General features: G+C 41.7%; 17 protein-coding genes. 8 read left to right on the forward strand and 9 right to left on the reverse strand.

Translation table 11 applies throughout. The annotated features are described in order from the left end of the window. Positions 1 to 59 precede the first annotated feature (59 nt). The 5 genes from ABOA58_RS01180 (at position 60) to ABOA58_RS01200 (ending at position 5,233) form a co-directional block, all read left to right on the forward strand. A complete protein-coding gene (locus tag ABOA58_RS01180) occupies positions 60 to 1,169 on the forward strand; it encodes an ABC transporter ATP-binding protein (protein ID WP_137017540.1) in 1,110 nt (369 codons plus the stop codon). Continuing rightward, positions 1,159 to 1,962: an ABC transporter permease gene (locus tag ABOA58_RS01185; RefSeq protein WP_063236153.1), complete on the forward strand. Its 804-nt coding sequence runs from the start codon at positions 1,159 to 1,161 to the stop codon at positions 1,960 to 1,962. The genes ABOA58_RS01180 and ABOA58_RS01185 overlap by 11 nt, the downstream gene beginning before the upstream one ends. A gap of 1 nt (position 1,963) precedes the next feature. After that, positions 1,964 to 2,767, forward strand: a complete 804-nt coding sequence (locus ABOA58_RS01190) for an ABC transporter permease (RefSeq protein WP_350300910.1) — start codon at positions 1,964 to 1,966, stop codon at positions 2,765 to 2,767. Continuing rightward, positions 2,764 to 3,837 carry an ABC transporter substrate-binding protein gene (locus ABOA58_RS01195; RefSeq protein ID WP_350300911.1) on the forward strand — a complete coding sequence of 358 codons (1,074 nt, stop codon included), beginning with the start codon at positions 2,764 to 2,766 and terminating at the stop codon, positions 3,835 to 3,837. The genes ABOA58_RS01190 and ABOA58_RS01195 overlap by 4 nt, the downstream gene beginning before the upstream one ends. A 505-nt stretch (positions 3,838 to 4,342) precedes the next feature. Next, positions 4,343 to 5,233 (forward strand): peptidylprolyl isomerase, encoded by an 891-nt coding sequence (locus ABOA58_RS01200; protein ID WP_350300912.1) that lies wholly within the window; start codon positions 4,343 to 4,345, stop codon positions 5,231 to 5,233. 328 nt (positions 5,234 to 5,561) lie between these two features. Here ABOA58_RS01200 and ABOA58_RS01205 read toward each other — a convergent pair whose 3' ends face one another. Continuing rightward, the gene (locus tag ABOA58_RS01205) at positions 5,562 to 6,086 is read right to left on the reverse strand and encodes a YtxH domain-containing protein (RefSeq protein WP_350300913.1); all 525 of its coding nucleotides are present in this window, start codon (positions 6,084 to 6,086) and stop codon (positions 5,562 to 5,564) included. Positions 6,087 to 6,255: 169 nt separating this feature from the next. Between ABOA58_RS01205 and ABOA58_RS01210 the strand changes: the two genes are divergently transcribed. Next, a complete protein-coding gene (locus ABOA58_RS01210; RefSeq protein WP_350300914.1) occupies positions 6,256 to 6,720 on the forward strand; it encodes a MarR family winged helix-turn-helix transcriptional regulator in 465 nt (154 codons plus the stop codon). Further along, positions 6,720 to 9,836, forward strand: coding sequence for an MMPL family transporter (locus ABOA58_RS01215; protein ID WP_350300915.1), 3,117 nt, complete (start codon positions 6,720 to 6,722; stop codon positions 9,834 to 9,836). The genes ABOA58_RS01210 and ABOA58_RS01215 overlap by 1 nt, the downstream gene beginning before the upstream one ends. A 581-nt stretch (positions 9,837 to 10,417) precedes the next feature. Here ABOA58_RS01215 and ABOA58_RS01220 read toward each other — a convergent pair. From ABOA58_RS01220 to nagA, 4 genes are read right to left on the reverse strand one after another with little or no spacing between them, the layout of a single operon-like run. Beyond that, positions 10,418 to 11,140, reverse strand: coding sequence for an SIS domain-containing protein (locus tag ABOA58_RS01220; protein ID WP_350300916.1), 723 nt, complete (start codon positions 11,138 to 11,140; stop codon positions 10,418 to 10,420). A 34-nt stretch (positions 11,141 to 11,174) separates the two neighbouring features. Further along, positions 11,175 to 11,897 carry a GntR family transcriptional regulator gene (locus ABOA58_RS01225; protein WP_350300917.1) on the reverse strand — a complete coding sequence of 241 codons (723 nt, stop codon included), beginning with the start codon at positions 11,895 to 11,897 and terminating at the stop codon, positions 11,175 to 11,177. Between the two features lie 14 nt (positions 11,898 to 11,911). Next, positions 11,912 to 12,646 (reverse strand): glucosamine-6-phosphate deaminase, encoded by a 735-nt coding sequence (gene nagB, locus ABOA58_RS01230; protein WP_350300918.1) that lies wholly within the window; start codon positions 12,644 to 12,646, stop codon positions 11,912 to 11,914. Beyond that, positions 12,646 to 13,824 carry an N-acetylglucosamine-6-phosphate deacetylase gene (gene nagA, locus ABOA58_RS01235; RefSeq protein WP_350300919.1) on the reverse strand — a complete coding sequence of 393 codons (1,179 nt, stop codon included), beginning with the start codon at positions 13,822 to 13,824 and terminating at the stop codon, positions 12,646 to 12,648. The genes nagB and nagA overlap by 1 nt, the downstream gene beginning before the upstream one ends. A 300-nt stretch (positions 13,825 to 14,124) precedes the next feature. Between nagA and nagE the strand changes: the two genes are divergently transcribed. Next, the gene (gene nagE, locus ABOA58_RS01240) at positions 14,125 to 16,035 is read left to right on the forward strand and encodes an N-acetylglucosamine-specific PTS transporter subunit IIBC (RefSeq protein ID WP_350300920.1); all 1,911 of its coding nucleotides are present in this window, start codon (positions 14,125 to 14,127) and stop codon (positions 16,033 to 16,035) included. A 56-nt stretch (positions 16,036 to 16,091) separates the two neighbouring features. Here nagE and ABOA58_RS01245 read toward each other — a convergent pair whose 3' ends face one another. From ABOA58_RS01245 to ABOA58_RS01260, 4 genes are read right to left on the reverse strand one after another with little or no spacing between them, the layout of a single operon-like run. After that, positions 16,092 to 16,913 (reverse strand): ABC transporter ATP-binding protein, encoded by an 822-nt coding sequence (locus ABOA58_RS01245; protein WP_350300921.1) that lies wholly within the window; start codon positions 16,911 to 16,913, stop codon positions 16,092 to 16,094. Positions 16,914 to 16,928: 15 nt separating this feature from the next. Then, positions 16,929 to 17,951: a FecCD family ABC transporter permease gene (locus ABOA58_RS01250; RefSeq protein WP_350300922.1), complete on the reverse strand. Its 1,023-nt coding sequence runs from the start codon at positions 17,949 to 17,951 to the stop codon at positions 16,929 to 16,931. Further along, complete coding sequence (locus ABOA58_RS01255) at positions 17,944 to 18,951, reverse strand: FecCD family ABC transporter permease (RefSeq protein ID WP_350300923.1); 1,008 nt, start codon at positions 18,949 to 18,951, stop codon at positions 17,944 to 17,946. Before ABOA58_RS01255 ends, ABOA58_RS01250 begins: the two co-directional genes overlap by 8 nt. 22 nt (positions 18,952 to 18,973) lie before the next feature. After that, positions 18,974 to 19,948: an iron-hydroxamate ABC transporter substrate-binding protein gene (locus tag ABOA58_RS01260; RefSeq protein WP_350300924.1), complete on the reverse strand. Its 975-nt coding sequence runs from the start codon at positions 19,946 to 19,948 to the stop codon at positions 18,974 to 18,976. Between the last annotated feature and the right edge of the window lie 285 nt (positions 19,949 to 20,233).

The following is a 20,233-nucleotide window of genomic DNA, read 5'->3' on the forward strand; positions in this document are numbered from 1 at the left end:
AACAAATGCAATCACTGAAGATTGATTGATGAGTAAGGTAATGGAGAGAGGGAAGAGCTATGGCAAACGGGAATATAATACGCTTCGATCAGGTTACGAAGCAATTCGATGATGATACGGTAGTTCTCGATAATGTTAGTTTTGAAATCGAGAGAGGGAAGTTCTATACGCTATTGGGTCCTTCAGGATGCGGGAAGACTACGATCCTTCGTTTGATTGCCGGATTTACGGAAGCCTCCAAAGGTGATATTTACTTTGAAGGAAAAAAGATCAATGATGTGCCAGCCAATAAAAGGCAAGTGAATACGGTATTTCAAGATTATGCACTTTTTCCGCATTTAAATGTGTTTGAAAATGTAGCATTTGGTCTTCGGATCAAAAAAATGAAAAACTCGGAAGTGGAAATAAAGGTGAAGGAAGCCCTCAGCTTTGTTAATTTGGAGGGTTATGAAAAACGGGAGATCAGGGAAATGTCCGGCGGTCAGCGGCAACGGGTGGCGATTGCCAGGGCGATCGTCAATGAACCGGAAGTCATCCTTCTTGATGAACCGCTATCTGCCCTCGATTTGAAATTGCGTACAGAAATGCAATATGAATTGCGGGAGCTGCAACAGAGGCTTGGAATCACGTTTATCTTCGTCACTCATGACCAAGAGGAAGCATTAGCGATGTCAGATGAGATTTTTGTCCTTAACAAAGGGAAAATTCAGCAAAGCGGGACCCCTACGGATATTTATGATGAACCGCTGAATCGATTCGTTGCTGATTTCATCGGCGAGTCCAATATTGTAAAAGGAAAAATGATTGAAGATTACCTCGTTGAATTCGTCGGCAGACAGTTCGAATGTGTTGACCAAGGATTGAACAGTAATGAGGCTGTCGATATTGTCATCCGCCCGGAAGATTTAGAGATTACTTCCGTCAATCGCGGGAAACTGCAAGTTCGTGTGGACTCCCAGCTATTTCGCGGAGTTCATTATGAAATCAGCTGCTATGACCATGATGGGAATGAATGGCTTGTCCAATCAACGAGAAAAGTGGCAGTTGGAGATGAAATAGGTCTGTATTTCGATCCGGAATCTATCCATGTCATGCGATTGGGTGAAACTGAAGAGGAATTCGATAAGCGTCTGGAAGCGTATCATGATGGGGAAAGTCATGAAGAATAAAATATCCCGGAATATTTACTTCATACCCTATGTCTTATGGATTGCTTTATTCGTGATCGCGCCCATTTTGTTGATCCTTTACTATTCCTTCTTTGATATTGAAGGCAATCTATCTTTGATTAACTATCAAAAGTTCTTTACGCCAGTATATTTAAAAATGACTTTAAGCTCATTTTGGTATGCGTTCCTGATTACGGGGATATCCCTTTTAGTTGCTTATCCGACAGCATATTTGTTAACGAAAACCAAGCATAAGCAGTTGTGGCTTTTGCTGATTATCGTACCTTCATGGATCAATTTACTTTTGAAGGCATATGCCTTCATTGGTATCTTTGGCACGTATGGTGTGGCGAATGGTTTTCTGGAGGCGGTAGGAATCGGAAAGCAGCAGATTCTCTTTACCGATTTCAGCTTCATATTCGTTTCGGTTTATATTTTCATCCCGTTCATGATCTTACCTATATTCAATGCGCTTGATAAAATGAATCCAACTCTTCTGGATGCGGCCAATGACTTGGGGGCGTCCAGATGGATGACATTCCGCCGAGTCATTTTTCCATTGACGTTAGATGGTGTAAAGACGGGATGCCAGGTAGTCTTCATTCCTGCACTTTCATTGTTCATGCTTACAAGACTGATTGCCGGTAACCGCGTCATTACGCTAGGTACGGCTATCGAGCAGCACTTCCTTGTGACACAGGATTGGGGAATGGGTTCCACAATTGCGGTATTTTTGATTATTATAATGTTCCTGATTATGTTTGTAACGGGTAACCGAAAGCAGGGTGTGTAAATTGGGCTATAAATTATCACCAATATCAAAAGCGTTTCTCGTTTTGATTTTTCTCATACTCTATGCACCGATTTTCTTTTTAGTCTTTTACTCTTTTAACAGCGGTGGAACGATGTATGACTTTAAAGGGTTCACGATGGAGTGGTACAAGGAGCTGTTCCAAGATACGAGACTGTTGATCATTGTATTGAATACACTTGTGATTGCTTTATTATCTGCATTGATCGCAACGATCATCGGGGTGATAGGGGCAATTGGAATACGCTCCTTTACGAGCAGTAAAGCTAAAAATACGGTATTGTCATTGAATAATGTATTGATTGTCAGTCCCGATGTGATCATCGGTGCTTCCTTCCTGATTTTATTCACAATGGCCGGGATCAAGCTAGGATTCTACTCGGTACTGTTGTCGCATATCGCCTTCAGTATCCCGATCGTTGTGCTGCTGGTCCTTCCGAAACTTCAGGAAATGAGCCCTACTTTAATTGATGCGGCAAGGGATTTAGGGGCAAGCCGGTGGGATGTATTGACCAAGGTCATCCTTCCATACATCCTACCAGGTATCTTTGCTGGTTTTTTTATGGCATTGACTTATTCACTTGATGATTTTGCGGTTACGTTCTTTGTGACCGGTAATGGCTTCTCCACTCTTTCTGTGGAAATCTATTCATTGGCACGCCGTGGAATTTCATTGAATATCAATGCACTGTCGACACTGCTGTTCGTCGTGACACTGCTGTTGGTTGTCGTTTATTACTTTATAACTCAACGTGTAAGGCAAACGGGAATGGGGGGTAAACGATGAAAAGGCTTGTCCAAATGTTTTTGATCATCTCCCTCGTATCGGCTTTGCTTCTATATGCGATTTCAAGATTGAATTCATCACAGGGGTTTACGAGCAGCAATACGCTTACCATCTATAATTGGGGCGATTACATCGATACCGATCTAATCGAACGTTTTGAAGAAGAGACGGGCATAAAGGTCATTTATGAGACATTTGATTCGAATGAGGCCATGATGACAAAGATCGAACAGGGCGGTACGACTTATGATATTGCCATTCCGTCTGAGTATATGATCGATAAGATGAGGCAAGAAGACTTGCTTGTCCCTTTGGATCATTCCAAGCTTCCGAATTTGAAAAATATTGATGAGCGATTCATCGATCTGCCATTCGATCCGGAGAATAAATATTCCGTGCCGTATTTCTGGGGAACGGTTGGAATTGTATACAATTCCAAGATGCTCGGTGGAAAGGAAATAACGGCCTGGGCGGATTTATGGGATACAGATTTAAAAAATGAAATCCTTTTGACGGATGGAGCTAGAGAAGTGATGGGCATGGGCCTGAACTCTTTGAATTATTCATTGAATGATATAGATGAAGAACACCTTCAAGAGGCAAAATCAAAGCTTGATGCCCTCACCCCGAATATTAAAGCGATCGTCGGAGATGAAAGCCGCATGCTATTGGAAGCCCAGGAAGCGGCGATTGGCCTGGTTTGGTCGGGAGTTGCTTCTGAAATCATGGCTGAAAACGAAGATCTCGAATACGTTGTTCCAAAAGAGGGGTCCAATTTATGGTTTGATAATATGGTCATCCCGAAAACAACCAAAAATGTCGATGCGGCTCACCAGTTCATCAACTACATGCTGGACCCGAAAGTTGCGGCACAGAACGCTGAATATGTAAGTTACTCGACACCTAATAAAGAAGCACTGAAATATATGCCTGAAGAAGTGGTGAAGGATGAACGTTTCTATCCATCGCCGGAACTGACGAAGAAACTGGAAGTGTACGAAAACCTGGGGAAGAAAAACTTAGCCCATTACAACGAACTCTTCCTTGAATTCAAGATGCATCGTAAATAACACACAAAAAAAAGCATGGTGTAGGAATTCCCTCCGTACACCATGCTTTTTCGTTTCTGTGTTTCACGAGTATTTGCTCCAAATTCACGAGAAAAAGCCCGAAACTCACGAGTATTTGATCCAAATTCACGTGTTAAAGCCCAAAACTCACGAGTATTTGCTCCAAGTTTACGAGAAAAAGCCCGAAACTCACGAGTATATCTCCAAACTTACGAGTAAAAGCCCGAAACTCACGGGTATAGCTCCAAACTCACGAGTAAAAGCCGAATTGCACTCTGTTACCTATATAAAAAGTTCATATAAAGGTATAATATCGTTTTTTGAAATGATTAACCAAAATTTTAATGTAAATCTGTAGCAGAATGAAATACTCTAAAATATCTGTAGGGATATAAGTATGTTAGTATAATGATTGAGTTAGTGCATATTGAAGGTGGAACTAAAATCTTAAGGATTAATTAATATTTCCAAGCTATCATAATAGAAAACTTAAGGGAGAGTATTCATGAAACTATTAAGAAGCACGAAGGCATATATTTGGGCAGGGAGCATTTTAATCATTGCCGGGATCATGGCATTTGCGATGATTTCGTCCATGGATAAGACAATTGCGAGTATCGATGGCGAGAAAATCAATGAGGATGAGCTGTATGACGCGCTTGTTGCGGGATACGGAGCAGATACTTTAGACCTGTTAATTACGAATAAATTGGTTGAATTGGAAGCGGAAAAAGCAGGAATTAAAATTAAGGATGAAGAAATCCAGAAAGAAATCGATGTTATGGTAGAGTCCTATGGTGATGAAAAGTCGCTAAAAGAGCAATTGGAAGCAAGCGGTTCTTCAATGGAAGCCTTAAAAAAGGACATCGTGGTTTATCTGCAAACGAAAAAACTGGTAGAACCGAGAATTACCGTGACGGACGAAGAAATCAGTACGTATTTTGAAGATAACAAAGATACATTTGCTCAAGCGGAACAAGTGGAAGCCAGTCATATTTTAGTCGAAGACGAAAAAACGGCTAAAAAGGTTGCGAAAGAAATCGAAGATGGCGGTGATTTCGCTAAATTGGCAGCTGAATATTCCACTGATACCGAAACGGCGGATAACGGTGGAAGCCTAGGGTATTTTGGGAAAGGTGATATGGTGGAAGAGTTTGAAAATGTTGCCTTTGATCTTGATATAAATAAAGTCAGTGATCCAGTTAAATCCGAATATGGGTACCATATCATAAAAGTAACCGGTAAGAAGGAAGCAAAAAAAGCTAATTTAGAAGACAGTAAAGATGTAATTAAAGAAACGCTTCTTTCTGAAAGATTACAAGAGGAATATCCCGTTTGGTTAGCTGAAGTGAAAAAAGACCATGAGATAACGAATAAATTGGAGGGCTCTAACTAAGGTTATCAAGTGAAGGATATAACGAACAAAGAAGCTGAGGCAAAATGCCTCAGCTTTTATTATGGCTTCTACGATTTGGATGTTGATTTCCGCTTCAGGCACTCGCTTTCCGCGGGCGGTCTTGGAGCCTCCTCGGCTTGCGCCTGCGGGGTCTCCCCTAGACGCGCTTTTCCCGCAGGAATCTCGTACCTTTCACTCCAATCAACTCTGTTATTAAACTTAAATCGAACCATACCTATGGAGTAGAGGGTGTTGCTTTGGGTCATATGTTGGGCCCATTTTCTCTACAAAAAAAAGCTGAGGCATAACGCTTCAGCTTTTTTATATATTAGAAGTTGGATGAAATTGATTTTTGATTGGATAATCCAGATTTTTTAACGATTTCATCACTCTCTTTTTCACCTTTATCATTATCGGATTTCAATGATTGTGATGGCGTTTCTTTCAGCTGTTTACCGGCAACGACCACCTTTGAACTGATGTCTTTTAATTCACTTGTTGCTTCCTTCGCTGTACCAAGGGCATCAGTGGAGATATCCTTTACTTCCGATACTTTACCAACCACGTCTTCATTGACGGTTTCATATAATGTTTCGACGTCACTGATTGCTTCTTTAATCGTTTCGGTTGCCCCTTTGACTCCTGATACCATCTGTTCCTTCATTTCGCCAGGGTTTTCCTTGACCTGTTCAAACATATTCATGGAGTTGTCTTTTAAAAGGACGGCTGAACGCTTTACTTTATTTCTTGTGTTGGAGTCAAGTAAGGTCAACGCACCACCAACAAGCCCCCCGATTAGAATCCCTTTTAAAAGTTTGCTATTCGTTTGAGTTTCGATAGTTGATTGAGTCATTTATATTTCCTCCTTTAGAATAGTAGATTATTTGCTTACTTTGGGTTTTCCCTTATTTACCATAAGTTAAACTGGAAATAATAAACTGTCATGGGATTGACATAATAAATAAAACAATAGTAATCTACATATAGTTAAATGACTGAACTACTTTTTGGGAGGTGCAACGATGACTAATGAAAAAGTTACTGGATTGATTGATCGATATATGAAGGTGTCTTTCAATGTCAATAAGATGGGGGAGCTTCTAATAAAAGATCAGATTTGTGATGTGCTGACGAACGAACAATACTATACTTTACGGTTCATTCAACAACAGCGGTTGTGTACATCGACGGAAATCAGTGATGCCTTTTATATTAATAAGAGTGCCGTCACATCCAACATCAATAGGCTGGAAGGCAAAGGATTGATAGAACGGGAACAGGACCTGGTTGACCGAAGGGTCTTTCACTTGAAGCTTTCAAAAGTGGGGGAAGCATTGTTACAGGAAACGGAAAATAAGATTCATAAGTTGGTAGAGAGCATCATGACGAAATTCGATTATGAAGAGATCGTAGGATTCCTTGATACATATGAGAAGCTTTCACAAATTTTCATTCAAATGAAGAATGAGGAATGGGAGGGAATATAATGAGGGGGATCATAAAGGGAAGATGGCTGGTCATTATCGCTTGGGTTGCAATTACGGCAGGTTTATTGTTTGCTGCACCGAATATGGCGGACCTTGTCCGGAATAAGGGACAGCTGGATGTACCGGCAGAGTACTCCTCTGGGATGGCCAATGAGCTAATGAAAGAGATCCAGGATAAGGATGAGTCACAAGTGGCCCTCGTATTTCATGGTGATAAGAAGCTGTCTTCCTCGGAATTGAAAGAGATTGAGATAGCGATCCAAAACCTTGAAAAGAATAAAGCAGAGCTTGGCATCAAAGAGGTCATGACCCATTTTAAAGAGCCCTCGCTAAAAGGTCAGTTGGTCTCGGAGAATGAAACAACGGTTTTGACATCCATCACGATGGTCAAGGGGGACCGAGAAGCTAAGGAAGTGATAGATGCCCTTTATAAAGAACTGGAGCAAGTGGATGTCGATCATTATTACACAAGCAGCTGGATGATCGATGAAGATCTTAATGCCAATTCCCAAGAAGGGCTGAAGAAAACTGAAGGCATCACGGTTGTCTTCATTCTGACTGTATTGCTGATAGTCTTCCGTTCAGTGGTGGCACCGATCATTCCGTTGGTAACGGTAGGTTTCACTTATTTATGTTCACAATCCATCGTCTCATTCCTGGTGGATAAATGGGACTTTCCGATTTCGTCTTACACCCAAATATTCCTGGTAGGTATTTTATTTGGAATCGGGACTGATTATTGCATCCTGCTGCTTAGCCGTTTCAAGGAAGAGCTATCGTCACAGGAGTCCTTGCCTGAAGCGATCGTCGAGACATACCGAACTGCGGGTAAGACGGTCTTCTTCAGTGGGCTGACTGTAATGATTGGCTTTGCGGCAATCGGTTTTTCAACTTTTAAGCTCTATCAATCTGCGGCGGCCGTTGCCATAGGGGTTTTCATTTTAATGATCGCCCTTTATACGATCGTTCCATTTTTCATGGCGGTTCTTGGCAAAAAGCTATTCTGGCCGGCAAAAGGGAAACTTGCGCATAGTGAAAGTAAACTATGGGGAATTCTCGGTAACTTCTCCATGAACCGCCCATTGTTGGCGTTGATGATAGTTGCAATCGTCTGTGTTCCCTTTTTGTTTATGTATGATGGGAAGATTTCATATAACTCCCTTGAAGAAGCGGGTGATGATGTTCCTTCCATCATGGCATTTAATATCATTTCCGATGAATTCGGACCGGGACAATCCATGCCAACACAGATTATCATAAAGAATGACGAACGCATGGATTCGGAAGAATACGTCGCGCTTGCTGAAAAAATCAGCCAGGAAGTCGTCAAGGTGGATGAAGTCGATGTAGTTCGATCCATGACCCGCCCGACAGGTGAACCGATTAAGGACTTATTTGTAGCGAACCAGGCCGAAACTTTGGAAAAGGGAATCGGGGAAGGAAATGAAGGCATTAAACAAATCAGTGATGGATTAAAAACGGCAGGCAGTGAGCTTTCAGATTCAGGACCGCGGTTGAAGCAAGCGACGGACGGAATAGGTGGTCTCATTACCGGGACCAATGAATTAAAGAGCGGCGTAGGCCAGGTGGAGAAGGCGTTAACAAGCATTGAAGCAGGCATTCGCGATGGTTCTTCAGGTACTGGGGATATAAAAAACGGACTGAATGAGATCAAGGCAAACTTGGAGAAGCTCGCCACCGGAAGCGGACAGCTCCTCGAAGGCTATAAACAATCAGCTGATGGGTTAAGTGAGCTCACAGGTGGATACAAAGAGATTCAAACTAATCTTACGGGCGTATCACAAAGCCTTGCTGGTTTAAATCCTTCCTTTGAGCAAATGGAAGCCACTCATCCAGAATTACAGGCGGATCAGTCCTATCAAACGATCAAGCAAACAGTGCAAGGGGCACAGGGTGGCTTGGAGCCCATGGCAGCAGGCCTTTCCGAGCTCAATAGGAATCTTGGTTCAGTGTCTGGAGGTTTGAATACGGCGAACGAAAATATGGCCCAAATCGTAAATGGTCAAACCTCTCTTGGAGAGGGCCTGAACCAATTGATTTCAGGTGTTGACACTTTACAAAAAGGTCTAAGCACGATGGCCAATGGTCAGGGGGAAGTCATAAATAATCTGTCAGGATTTAAAGGAGGGCTTACCAGCTTAAGTAATGGGCAGCAAGAACTCCTAAATGGTTTTTCAAGCCTCGGCGGGCAACTTACTGATTTGACGGATGGCTTAAATGAAAGTGCGAATGGTCTGAATGAAGTCCATGATGGACTATCGTCCGCACAGGGTTATTTATCAGGGCTGGCAAAAACTGATAAAACGGTAACAGGCATGTACATTTCCAAAGAAGTAGTCGAAAGCGAAGAATTCGGGGAAGCATTGAATGCGTATTTATCTGAAGACGGTAAAACCATGACCATGGATGTGGTGTTCAAGGCGAATCCATATTCCAATGAAGCGATCGAGCAAATCGATTCGATTGAGGCAACCGTTGAAAGAGTAACGAAAGATACAAAGCTAGAAAATGCGCAAGTGGCGATAGGGGGAATCACAAGTACACATCATGACTTGGGCATGATGTCTGGGGAGGATTTCTCACGGACGGTTGTTTTGATGCTGTCGGGTATCGCAATCATTCTCTTTTTCATGCTGCGATCCCTGGTCATGCCGGTCTATTTGATTGTGTCGCTCGTTTTGACTTATTATACAGCGGCAGCCATTACCGAGTTGATTTTTGTTAATATTCTCGGTTACGCCGGCATCGGCTGGGCAGTTCCTTTCTTTGCTTTCGTCATCTTGATTGCTCTTGGAATTGACTATAGCATTTTCTTGATGGATCGCTTTAACGAATGGAAAGATAAACCGGTCAAGGAAGCGATGTTACTGTCCATGAGAAAAATGGGAACGGTGATCATCTCGGCGGCTGTCATTCTGGGCGGAACCTTTGCTGCCATGATGCCAGCAGGAGTTTTATCGCTCTTGGAGATAGCCACTTTAATATTGGTGGGGCTTGCTTTATATGCGTTTGTCATATTGCCATTGTTTATCCCGGTTATGGTTGCGACGTTCGGAAAAGCGAATTGGTGGCCGTTTTTGAAAAATAAGGAATAAACTTAGATTAAAGAAGGCATCCGCATGGATGCCTTCAGTTTTTCGACTGAATGGGGGTTCTTGAATGGATGGAACCTCCCTAGATCGAATAAAGTGCGTGGCAGGTCGAATAAAACCGTGAACGGTCGAATAAAGTGCGTGGTAGGTCGAATAAAACCGTGAACGGTCGAATAAAGTGCGTGGTAGGTCGAATAAAACCGTGAACGGTCGAATAAAGTGCGTGGTAGGTCGAATAAAACCGTGAACGGTCGAATAAAGTGCGTGGTAGGTCGAATAAAACCGTGAACGGTCGAATAAAGTGCGTGGCAGGTCGAATAAAATCGTGAACGGTCGAATAAAGTGCGTGGCAGGTCGAATAAAACCGTGAACGGTCGAATAAAGTGCGTGGTAGGTCGAATAAAATCGTGAACGGTCGAAAAAAAGCTCCGATGACGAATAACTGGGCTCCGGCTGAAATCAACTAAATATAATCAAATAAAAAAACTGCAGACAAACTCGCTTTTCCTCGAGTTTGTCTGCAGTAAGAAGGCATCCGAATGGATGCCTTCTTTAATTATGTATTCCTTTTTGGCTAAATCGATTCATAATTGGGGGATTCTTGTTTTATATTTCGCGATGATCTTTTGATTGTGTTCATCTGCCCCTTCGATATTACTGCTTAGGAATACGGGAGGGGTCTCTCCTGATTCAATAATCGTTTGGATGACTTGCGTGAAAATCATATTGAGGAGAACGGCCCCGACCACAGTCGATCCAGAACCAAAAGGTATATTATTTGATTTCAGTAATGTGTCACCTTTGGCAATATGATTGTCTATGACCAAATCAACGACATCGTGGAGATAATGCTTCTGTTTATGCCGTGAAGAACAAATTTTTGCATACTCCGGTGATGTTAGTCCAATGACGAAGGCCCCTTTTTCTTTGGCGATAGTGGCGACATCTATGGGAACGGGATTTACGCCGGATGATGAAATGACGATACAGACATCACCAGGACGGATATCCTCCGCATGCATGAATTTTTCTGATAGGTCATTTTGCCGTTCAAGTTGGGATGATCTTGATGCACCCTTAAAAAGCATCAAATCTTCAACGAAAATAGGACGAATTGCGGCTAACCCACCTGCCCGGTAGAATACCTCTTCGGTCAAAATATGAGAGTGTCCGCTTCCGAATAGATGGATGATTCCATCTGACATCACTGCTTTTGTGATATGTTCCACAGATTCCTTAATTGATTGCTTTTCCTGTTCTTCCACAATTGTGAGTAAAGCCTGTACTTCTTCAAAGTATGAGTTCATATATGTGACACCCTCCGGTTGAAAATATTCAATTTTATCTGCTTATATTGATACTGAACTTGTACCTGTCCGCACGATAAGCCGATTTAACATATTCAAGGGGAGTTCCATCTATTAGGAACGTATGCCTTTGAATGAATAATATGGGTGAGTGCTTTGGAATCGCTAAATGGGTGACTTCTAATTCAGAAGCAATCGATGATTCCAACGTTTGTGTAGCATAGTCTATTTTAAGTTTAACGTAGTTCTCCACATATTGGTAAAGAGAAAGGTTAATGATTTCTTCAGTTAATCCTTTAATTAAATTGGCAGACATGTACACGGTCTCGAGCGCCATTGGAACATCATCAGCCAACCGAATGCGTTTTATTTCATAAACGGGAGCATAAAGGGAAATGTGCAATTCACTGGCAATCTTCTTATCAGCCGGAATGATTTCAAAGCTCAGCAGCTTACTGCTTGGATTCAATCCCCTGGCTTTCATGTCCTCGGTAAAACTGGTCAACCCATTGAGCTGCTGCTCCAACTTCTTATCGGCGACAAAGGTTCCCCTTCCTTTTTGACGGTATAAGTATCCGTCATTCACCAAATTATTTATGGCTTGCCGGACTGTCATCCGGCTAATTCCGAATTGCTCGGCATATTCACGTTCAGATGGAAGGGCATCGTGCGCTTGGAACTCACCGTTTTCTATTTGTTTTTTTATTTGTTCTTCGATTTGAAAATAAATCGGAAGAGGTGAGTTTTTATCAATCATCGACTTTCGCTCCTTTAGGGTATTATCACACCGGATAATGCTTTTTGGTCTGCGATAATTGTAACATTATTATGTTTTTTTAGGATAGAAGCAGGGAATTCCTCTGAAATGTCACCGTGTATCAATTTCTTCAGTGTTTCGGCTTTTTCTTCACCAGATATCAGCAACAGAATTTCTTTGCTTTTCATGATTGTTGAAATGCCCATCGTAACGGCATGTGTAGGAACTTCGTCTATGGAATCGAAATAACGTGCATTCGCTTGACGCGTGGATTCTTCGAGTGTCACGACATGTGTACCGGATGTGAAGGAAGTTCCGGGTTCATTAAAACCAATATGGCCATTTTGCCCAATGCCAAGTATCTGAAGATCAATCCCTCCCGCGGAATCAATTATTTCATCATATCGTTTACATTCTCCGTTGGTGTCATCTGCTGTGCCGTTTGGCAGGTGAGTGCTCTCTTTATTTATATTGATGTGATTGAATAAGGAGTCATCCATATAATAATGGTAGCTGTTTGGATCATTTGGTTTTAAGCCGATATACTCGTCAAGATTAAAAGACGTTACATTTTCGTAAGAAGTATGATTACGCACGTGATCTTCAATCAAATTATCGTACATTCCTTTAGGGGTACCGCCTGTTGCAAGGCCCAATTTGATATTTGGATTTCCTTTCACTTTTCCGATCACTATTTCTGCGGCTGTCCGGCTCATTTCCATGTAGTCCTGCACTTGTATGATATTCATTATACATTCTCCTTTTTAAAAGCTAAATTTCCTCTGCAGAACGTCATTTCAACGTCCAAGCGGTCATTCAATATTACAAGATCGGCGTCTTTGCCGACCTGGATGCTTCCTTTTCTGTCAAAAATCCGAAGCTGTTTGGCAGGGTTTTCCGCCGTCATTTTTATAATGTCAGTCATGGAACAATCGGTATATTCCATTGTGTTCTTGATGGCATCGTTCATTTTCAAGATACTGCCGGCTAGTGTACCATCTGAAAGCGTTGCTCTCGTTTCGTCAACATTAACAGGCTGACCACCTAAATCATAGGTTCCCTTTTCAAGCCATTTGGCACGAAGTGAGTCCGTTATCAAGATCATGCGTTCGCTGGTAATTTGGTTATATGCCAGTTTGATCATTTCCGGCCTGCAGTGAATGCCGTCAGCGATAAGTTCAACATATAGCTCGTCTCGAAGATAAGCAGCTCCCAAAACACCAGGTTCACGGTGATGGAGTCCCCGCATCCCATTATAAAGATGTGTAACGTGGGTAGTCCCTGCTTGGATTGCTTCATCGATTTGGTCATATGTTGCATCTGAGTGTCCAATGGAAGCGACGACGCCAGTTGCCTTTAAGTGAGCGGCAAGATCTAATCCGTTTGGTTGTTCAGGAGCAAGCGTTACAAGCTTGATTTGATTTTCTGCCATTTTCTGCCACCTTTTAAATAGAGTGACATCAGGGTCAACGATATGCTCTTCAGGCTGTGCTCCTTTACGGACCGGTGAAATGAAAGGACCTTCTAAATGGATTCCAATTATTTCAGCGTGTTCTTGAGATTGATTTTCGATATATTTACCAGCATTAAGAAGTGCTGATTCAATGGCTTCGGTAGATTGAGTCATTGTAGTGGCCAGAAAGCTGGTGGTTCCTTCTTTGGGAAGAGTCTCTGCCATTGTGGATAATGCTTCATGTGTGGCATCCATTGCATCAGAATTGGATGCTCCGTGAATGTGGATGTCGATTGCACCGGGAATTACCTGATAATCCGGTGAAAGAGTAATTACCTTGGCATCATCGTCCTGTTTGTATTGGCTGACTGGACCAACTTCGGTAATTTTTCCATCCACGACTTTAATATACCCATTTTTGTATGTTTCCTTTTCGCTATGAACTATTAGATTATTAATAATGAATGTTTTCATACATAATCTCCTTTATGAAAGTAAAACTTAATGAATGAGTCTCATATATTTTGCCCTCATTTTATCGTTTTTATTAAAAGTTGTCTAGACCAGTTAGGGTGTATCAGGAATAAAAAAGCATTTTTCGCTTTATTTTCGAAGAATATAGTATATTTTTAAGTGAATTGGTATAGACATCTATATATTTTCTGTGCTAGTATAAGCCAAAGAAAAGTTATTATATTGATAAAATGAAAACGCTTTATACGTCTTTTCGTTCTGCTGAATCAAAAGAAGTTAGGAACAAGGGAGATGAGTTCGATGTTAAATTTTTTACAAAAGATAGGTAAGGCTTTAATGTTACCGATTGCTGTTTTGCCAGCAGCGGCTTTATTGCTTCGTTTAGGGCAACCGGATTTACTTAATATTCCTTTTATGGCTGCCTCGGGACAAGCTATTTTTGATAATCTTGCCATATTGTTCGCTTTAGGTATAGCGATTGGATTATCCAAAGATGGAAGCGGTGCAGCGGCATTGGCAGGTCTTGTTGGTTACTTTGTTTTAACGAATGGTACACAAGCGATTAATAAAGATATCAACATGGCTGTTTTAGGCGGTATTATATCCGGTATAGTTGCCGCTCTTCTATATAATAGATACTCCGACATAAGACTCCCTGAATGGCTTGGATTCTTTTCAGGGAAACGATTCGTCCCGATCATCACTTCGCTTGCGATGATTATACTTGCGGCAATATTCGGTTTTGTTTGGCCGCCGATTCAAGACGTAATCAATAGTGTTGGAGACTGGATTACAGGTGCAGGGGCATTGGGTGCCGGCGTATTCGGCGTATTGAATCGCTTATTGCTTCCAGTAGGACTGCATCATGTCTTGAATAGTATGGTTTGGTTCGTCTTTGGTGAGTACAATGGAGCGACAGGTGATATAAATCGTTTCTTCGCAGGGGACCCGACTGCTGGGCCCTTCATGACCGGCTTTTTCCCGATCATGATGTTCGGTCTTCCAGCTGCGGCATTAGCGATGATAGCAGCTGCTAAGAAAGAGAAACGTAAATTGGTGACGGGGATGCTTGTTGGGTTAGCTTTCACTTCTTTCCTTACAGGAATCACTGAACCGATTGAATTTCTGTTCATGTTCATCGCACCGGTGCTATATGTAATACATGCCCTTTTAACAGGGGTCTCGCTGGCACTTGCTGTTATATTGGATATCCATCATGGTTTTGGATTCTCCGCAGGAGCGATTGATTATATCTTGAACTTTGGTATTGCGCAAAAACCGCTATGGTTAATACCGATTGGATTGGTATACGCGGCAGTTTACTTCGTGATTTTCTATTTTGTCATCAAGATCATGGATTTAAAAACACCTGGCCGTGAAGACGATGAGGAAGAAGTGGAAGAAGAAACTATTGTGAAAACAGGGGATAAATATACCGATATGGGATCGCTTTTCATTCAAGATCTTGGCGGTAAAGAGAATATAAAGCTAATTGATAACTGTGCAACACGCTTGCGTTTACAAGTGGCCGATTCAGGTAATGTGAATGAAGCAGCCTTAAAACGGCATGGTGCGCGCGGTGTCATGAAGTTGAATAAATCGAGTGTGCAGGTCATTGTTGGAACGAATGTTGAATTCGTTGCAAATGCAATGAAACAACTTGTCAAGAATGGCGTCGACCCAAGCCAAGTGAAAGCAGCTCCATCTGCACAAGTGGCAGAGGATATAGTAGAGGAAAACCAAGCTTTGGGTGCAAATGACTTTGTCCTTCCAATTGAAGGAACCGTTTTACCGATAGAACAAGTTCCCGATCAAGTGTTTGCCATGAAAATGATGGGGGATGGCTTTGCTATCGAGCCAGTCAACGGAAAACTAGTATCTCCAATCGATGGGGAAGTGCTAAGTATCTTCCCGACAAATCATGCACTGGGATTGAAAATGGATAATGGTCTGGAAATTCTGATCCATGTTGGTTTAGATACAGTTAAATTAAATGGAGAAGGGTTTACATCTCTTGTGCAAGAAGGTCAAAGAATAACAAAAGGAACACCTCTTTTGGAAATTGATTTAGATTTCATAAAACGGAATGCCCCATCAACGGTCACTCCTATTATATTCACTAACTTACCTGAAGGAACGGCAGTGAAATTGCAAAAGTCAGGGATCCAGAAACAAAATACACCAGATATCATCCAGTTGGAAAAACTATAAAACGTGTCAAAAAAGGGATGTCGACAATGTCGACATCCCTTTTTTATGCTGCATCTTTATTTGGATAAAACGGCTTCTTTATATACTTCTTGCTGTGATAAATTGTCATAACCAAAACAAACGGGTGCCCCATTGGCAGGATCTATCATAACCCTTGCATGAATACGAAAGACTTCTTCTAAAACGGGAGGTGTAATGATTTCGCTGGGGGTACCGATTTTAACGATTTCTCCTTCCTTCATCGTTATGATTTCATGTGAAAACCGGGACGCATGGTTAATATCATGCAGCACCATGACAGTCGTTATTTTTTGTTCTTTATTAAGTTTATCAACTATTTGCAAAACCTCTAGTTGATGAGCCATATCAAGGTAGGTGGTCGGCTCATCCAATAATAAAATCTCCGTTTTCTGTGCTAAAGCCATTGCTAGCCAAACTTTTTGTCTTTGACCACCGGAAAGATTTGTGATCTCCCGGTTTCTAAATGAAAGGGTTTTGGTGATATCCATGGCCCATTCAATCGTTTCTTTATCTTCTTTCGTTAATTTATTTACATTATTGCGGTGCGGATACCTTCCATATGAAATAAGCTCCTCTACCTTCAATTGGGCTGGTGCAACCGGGTTTTGGGGAAGTAGTGCCAAGTGCTTGGCAATTTGCTTCGTATGGATCTTATGTAAATCCTGACCTTGTAAAAAAACGCTTCCGCTCTTTTGTTTTAGAATGCGGCCTATCGTTTTCAGTAATGTGGATTTACCACAGCCATTAGGACCAATGATGGTAGTGACCAGGCCTTCTTTTATTTCCAAGTTCAAGTCTTTGAACACCGTGAATTTCTCGTAATTCGTTTCTAGATTTTCCATACGGAGAATACTCACTGATCATCTCTCCTTCTACGCTTTAGCTTTAATTAGTAAATAAAGAAAATATGGGACACCAATAATTGAGATGACGATCCCGACTGGCAATTCAGCGGGTGCAAAAACTGTTTTTGCGATAAAATCGGATGCAATCACCAGCAGTGCACCAATTGCTCCCGATACTGGGATGACCTGATTGTGATGGATACCTACAAGGTGCTTCGCTATGTGGGGAGCCATTAAACCTACGAATCCGATATTTCCCGATACGGAAACGGAGGCGCCCACCAATCCGATGCTGCAGAGTAAAAGGATGATCGTTTCCTTTTCTACAGAAACCCCCAAACTTTTAACACTCGATTCTTCCAACTGATACAAATCTAGTAAATACGCCTTTTTCTTAATAATCGGAATCAGGACCATCATCCATGGTAACATGGATGCGATGTATTTCCAGTTCGCATCATATATCGTTCCTGAGAGCCAAACCGTTGCCATTTCAAAATCGGTTGATTTCATTTTTAATGATAAATATAAGGAAAGGGCACCAAATGCCGAGCCTATGGCGATTCCGGTCAGTAAAAGGCGGCCCATGTCCAGGGTGCCTTTCTTCCAAGAGAAAAGGAAAATCAATAGGGCTGCCAAAAGCCCGCCCACCAAACCGAATAGCGGAAAACTCATAATGGAGAACCAGTCCGAGCCGCTGTTTTGACCTTGATAGAAAAACATGAAAATGACAATGGCTGTCCCAGCACCGGCATTAATACCGAGAATACCGGAATCGGCCAAGCCATTTTTCGTAACCCCTTGAATGACAGTCCCAGCAATTCCTAAGCTCACTCCCACCAAACCGGCGATCACAATGCGGGGGAGCCTGAAATCGAAGATGACCAAATCAAAATCGGAAACTGGATTCACCCTGAATAAGGTCTGAAGGACAGCTTTGACGGTCATGTCGAATGTACCGGATATCAAACTAAAATAACTTGTAATAACGATTAAACATAAAATGATGGTCATCGTGATGGTGAAGCGCCACCGAGTATTCTTATCCATTCTTTTCTCCTCCTCTCGTTCTTATTAAGTACAGGAAGAAAGGAATGCCGATCAGGGAAGTAACGACTCCTATGGGGGTTTCGAATGGATAATTAACAAACCGGCTCAAGACATCGCACAAAGCTAGAAAAACCGCACCGATTACCCCTGCACATGGAACGATCCATTTATAATCGATCCCAATTAAAAACCGGGTGATGTGGGGGATGATAAGTCCAACAAAACCGATTTTCCCTACAAGCGCCACTGCGATTCCCGTTAAGCAAATGACGGAAAGGAGGGCCACAGCTTTTACTATTTTTGTGCGCTGACCTAAATTGATGGAAATTTCTTCGCCTAAAGATAATATCGTAATGGATTTTGAGATGAATAGGGCGAGGATGATTCCCACCATTCCACACGGTATCGCCAATTTTAGTACATTGGGGTCGATCTGGTGCAACCTCGAGTTGTACCAAAAACTTACATTCTGGGAAATTTGGAAATAGGATGCTATGGCAGCAGAAATACTGCTTAAAAATGTCCCGATCACAGTTCCGATTATGGCTAATCGAACTGGTGATAATCCATTAGGAAGCAGCGACCCAAAACCAAAGACAATTCCGGCTCCCAATGCAGAACCTAACATTGAAAAGAGGATCATTTGGAATGAAGACATACCTGGAGTAAATACCATACAAAGTGTAATCACGAACGCAGAGCCATCCGTCACTCCCATGATTGAAGGGGATGCAAGATAATTTCTTGTCATCCCCTGCATGAGTGCTCCTGATATGGCTAAAAATGCCCCGACGAGAAGGGCACCCAAAACTCTAGGCAAGCGAGAAGCCATAATGATCGTATGGTCAACGTTACTAGAGTCATAGTGGAAAATGGCATTCCATACCGTTATGGAATCTATATTTTTGGCACCATATAAAATCGATAATACGATGGAGAAGCAAATCAATAAAGGTGCCATACAAAGAATTATTATTGGTAATGAATTTGTTTTTGCCATATCAATCAACGCACCTTACTGTTTATTTAGCTAATTCTTCCGTTGCAGCCTTCAGGAAAGCTGTTTTACTCCAAGCCGTTCCACCTTGAGCAAGAGGATCAACCGAGTTTACAAACACCTTATTTTCTTTTACTGCCGTGATGCTCTTCCAAATGGAGTTGTTTTCCAAATCTTTTAACGCTTCCGGTTTTTGTGCATTTTCACTTTCCGAGAATTGCAAGAAGACATAATCTGGGTCAAGTTCTGCAAATTTTTCTAATGAAATCATTTCTTGTGCTTTAATTGGCTTGATTTCTTCAGGGACGGTCAAGCCTAGATCTTTATAGATTACTGGGTTGAAATACACATCTTCAGGATATAGGAATAGGCTGCCGTTCCGGATTCTCACCACTAATGCCTTTTTATCCTTCAGCTTTTCACCGAGTTCCAGTTTTGCTTTTGCGGCGTCATCATTATAGGTTGTGATGATTTTTTCGGCTTCATCTTTTTTACCTGTAAGGCTGGCCATTAACCGCAAGTTGTCTTCCCAATTTGTCGAAATATGTGAATATGGGAATGTTGGCGCCACTTTTTCCAATTGTTCCGTCACATTAGCTGGAGATTTAGAAGACCACATGATCACATCAGGTTTCATCCCAAGAAGTGTTTCATAGTTCGGCTGCATTTTTTCACCGATCGATTTAGCACCTTCGAGGTCATTAGCCAAATATTCAGGTATTTCTCCACCTACAGTAACGACACCAGAAGGTTTAATCCCCAATATGGCTGCATCCTCCATTGATTCCAAACTAGCAGTGGCGATACTGGTGACTTTGGCTGGGATTGTATACTCCTTATCCAGATACGTGATGGTTTGGGTCTTTGCTTCTTTTTTCGCCGTATCTGTCACTTTGCTCTTCTGTGAAGCATCCTCGGAAGTCTTTTCGGCATTACCGCAAGCGCCAAGTCCTAAACTGAATACTGTTGCCATTCCAAGTACGAATAATTGCTTTTTCATTAGTTGATTCCCCTTTTTGAATATATTAAATGTCATTTATCGCTGCTTCATAGGATTGAAAAACAAATCCTTATTGGTAGAAAATCTATTTTCACTTCCTTTGCCCGTTGAAATTAACAGTAGCTTAACATAACGATGGGTGATATTGATAACGATTATCATTATCACTTTCGCATGTTATTTAATATAATATTAATTTTCTATTATTTCAAGAATAATTTTCCAAAGTAATGTCTTTGGTATGTCCAAAAGGCTTTGAAAAGCAGGGTAAAAAGGGATGGGAAT

The organism is Peribacillus frigoritolerans, assembly GCF_040250305.1.
GTDB lineage: Bacteria > Bacillota > Bacilli > Bacillales > DSM-1321 > Peribacillus.

Bases quoted from the DNA above. Each gene is read 5' to 3' on its own strand.
- ABOA58_RS01180 (WP_137017540.1), top strand. From the start codon at position 60: ATGGCAAACGGGAATATAATACGCTTCGATCAGGTTACGAAGCAATTC.
- ABOA58_RS01195 (WP_350300911.1), top strand. From the start codon at position 2,764: ATGAAAAGGCTTGTCCAAATGTTTTTGATCATCTCCCTCGTATCGGCT.
- ABOA58_RS01220 (WP_350300916.1), bottom strand. From the start codon at position 11,140: ATGAACTCATACTTTGAAGAAGTACAGGCTTTACTCACAATTGTGGAA.
- nagA (WP_350300919.1), bottom strand. From the start codon at position 13,824: ATGAAAACATTCATTATTAATAATCTAATAGTTCATAGCGAAAAGGAA.
- ABOA58_RS01255 (WP_350300923.1), bottom strand. From the start codon at position 18,951: ATGGCAAAAACAAATTCATTACCAATAATAATTCTTTGTATGGCACCT.
- ABOA58_RS01210 (WP_350300914.1), top strand. From the start codon at position 6,256: ATGACTAATGAAAAAGTTACTGGATTGATTGATCGATATATGAAGGTG.
- ABOA58_RS01250 (WP_350300922.1), bottom strand. From the start codon at position 17,951: ATGGATAAGAATACTCGGTGGCGCTTCACCATCACGATGACCATCATT.
- ABOA58_RS01185 (WP_063236153.1), top strand. From the start codon at position 1,159: ATGAAGAATAAAATATCCCGGAATATTTACTTCATACCCTATGTCTTA.
- ABOA58_RS01215 (WP_350300915.1), top strand. From the start codon at position 6,720: ATGAGGGGGATCATAAAGGGAAGATGGCTGGTCATTATCGCTTGGGTT.
- ABOA58_RS01225 (WP_350300917.1), bottom strand. From the start codon at position 11,897: ATGATTGATAAAAACTCACCTCTTCCGATTTATTTTCAAATCGAAGAA.
- nagB (WP_350300918.1), bottom strand. From the start codon at position 12,646: ATGAATATCATACAAGTGCAGGACTACATGGAAATGAGCCGGACAGCC.
- ABOA58_RS01205 (WP_350300913.1), bottom strand. From the start codon at position 6,086: ATGACTCAATCAACTATCGAAACTCAAACGAATAGCAAACTTTTAAAA.
- ABOA58_RS01200 (WP_350300912.1), top strand. From the start codon at position 4,343: ATGAAACTATTAAGAAGCACGAAGGCATATATTTGGGCAGGGAGCATT.
- nagE (WP_350300920.1), top strand. From the start codon at position 14,125: ATGTTAAATTTTTTACAAAAGATAGGTAAGGCTTTAATGTTACCGATT.
- ABOA58_RS01260 (WP_350300924.1), bottom strand. From the start codon at position 19,948: ATGAAAAAGCAATTATTCGTACTTGGAATGGCAACAGTATTCAGTTTA.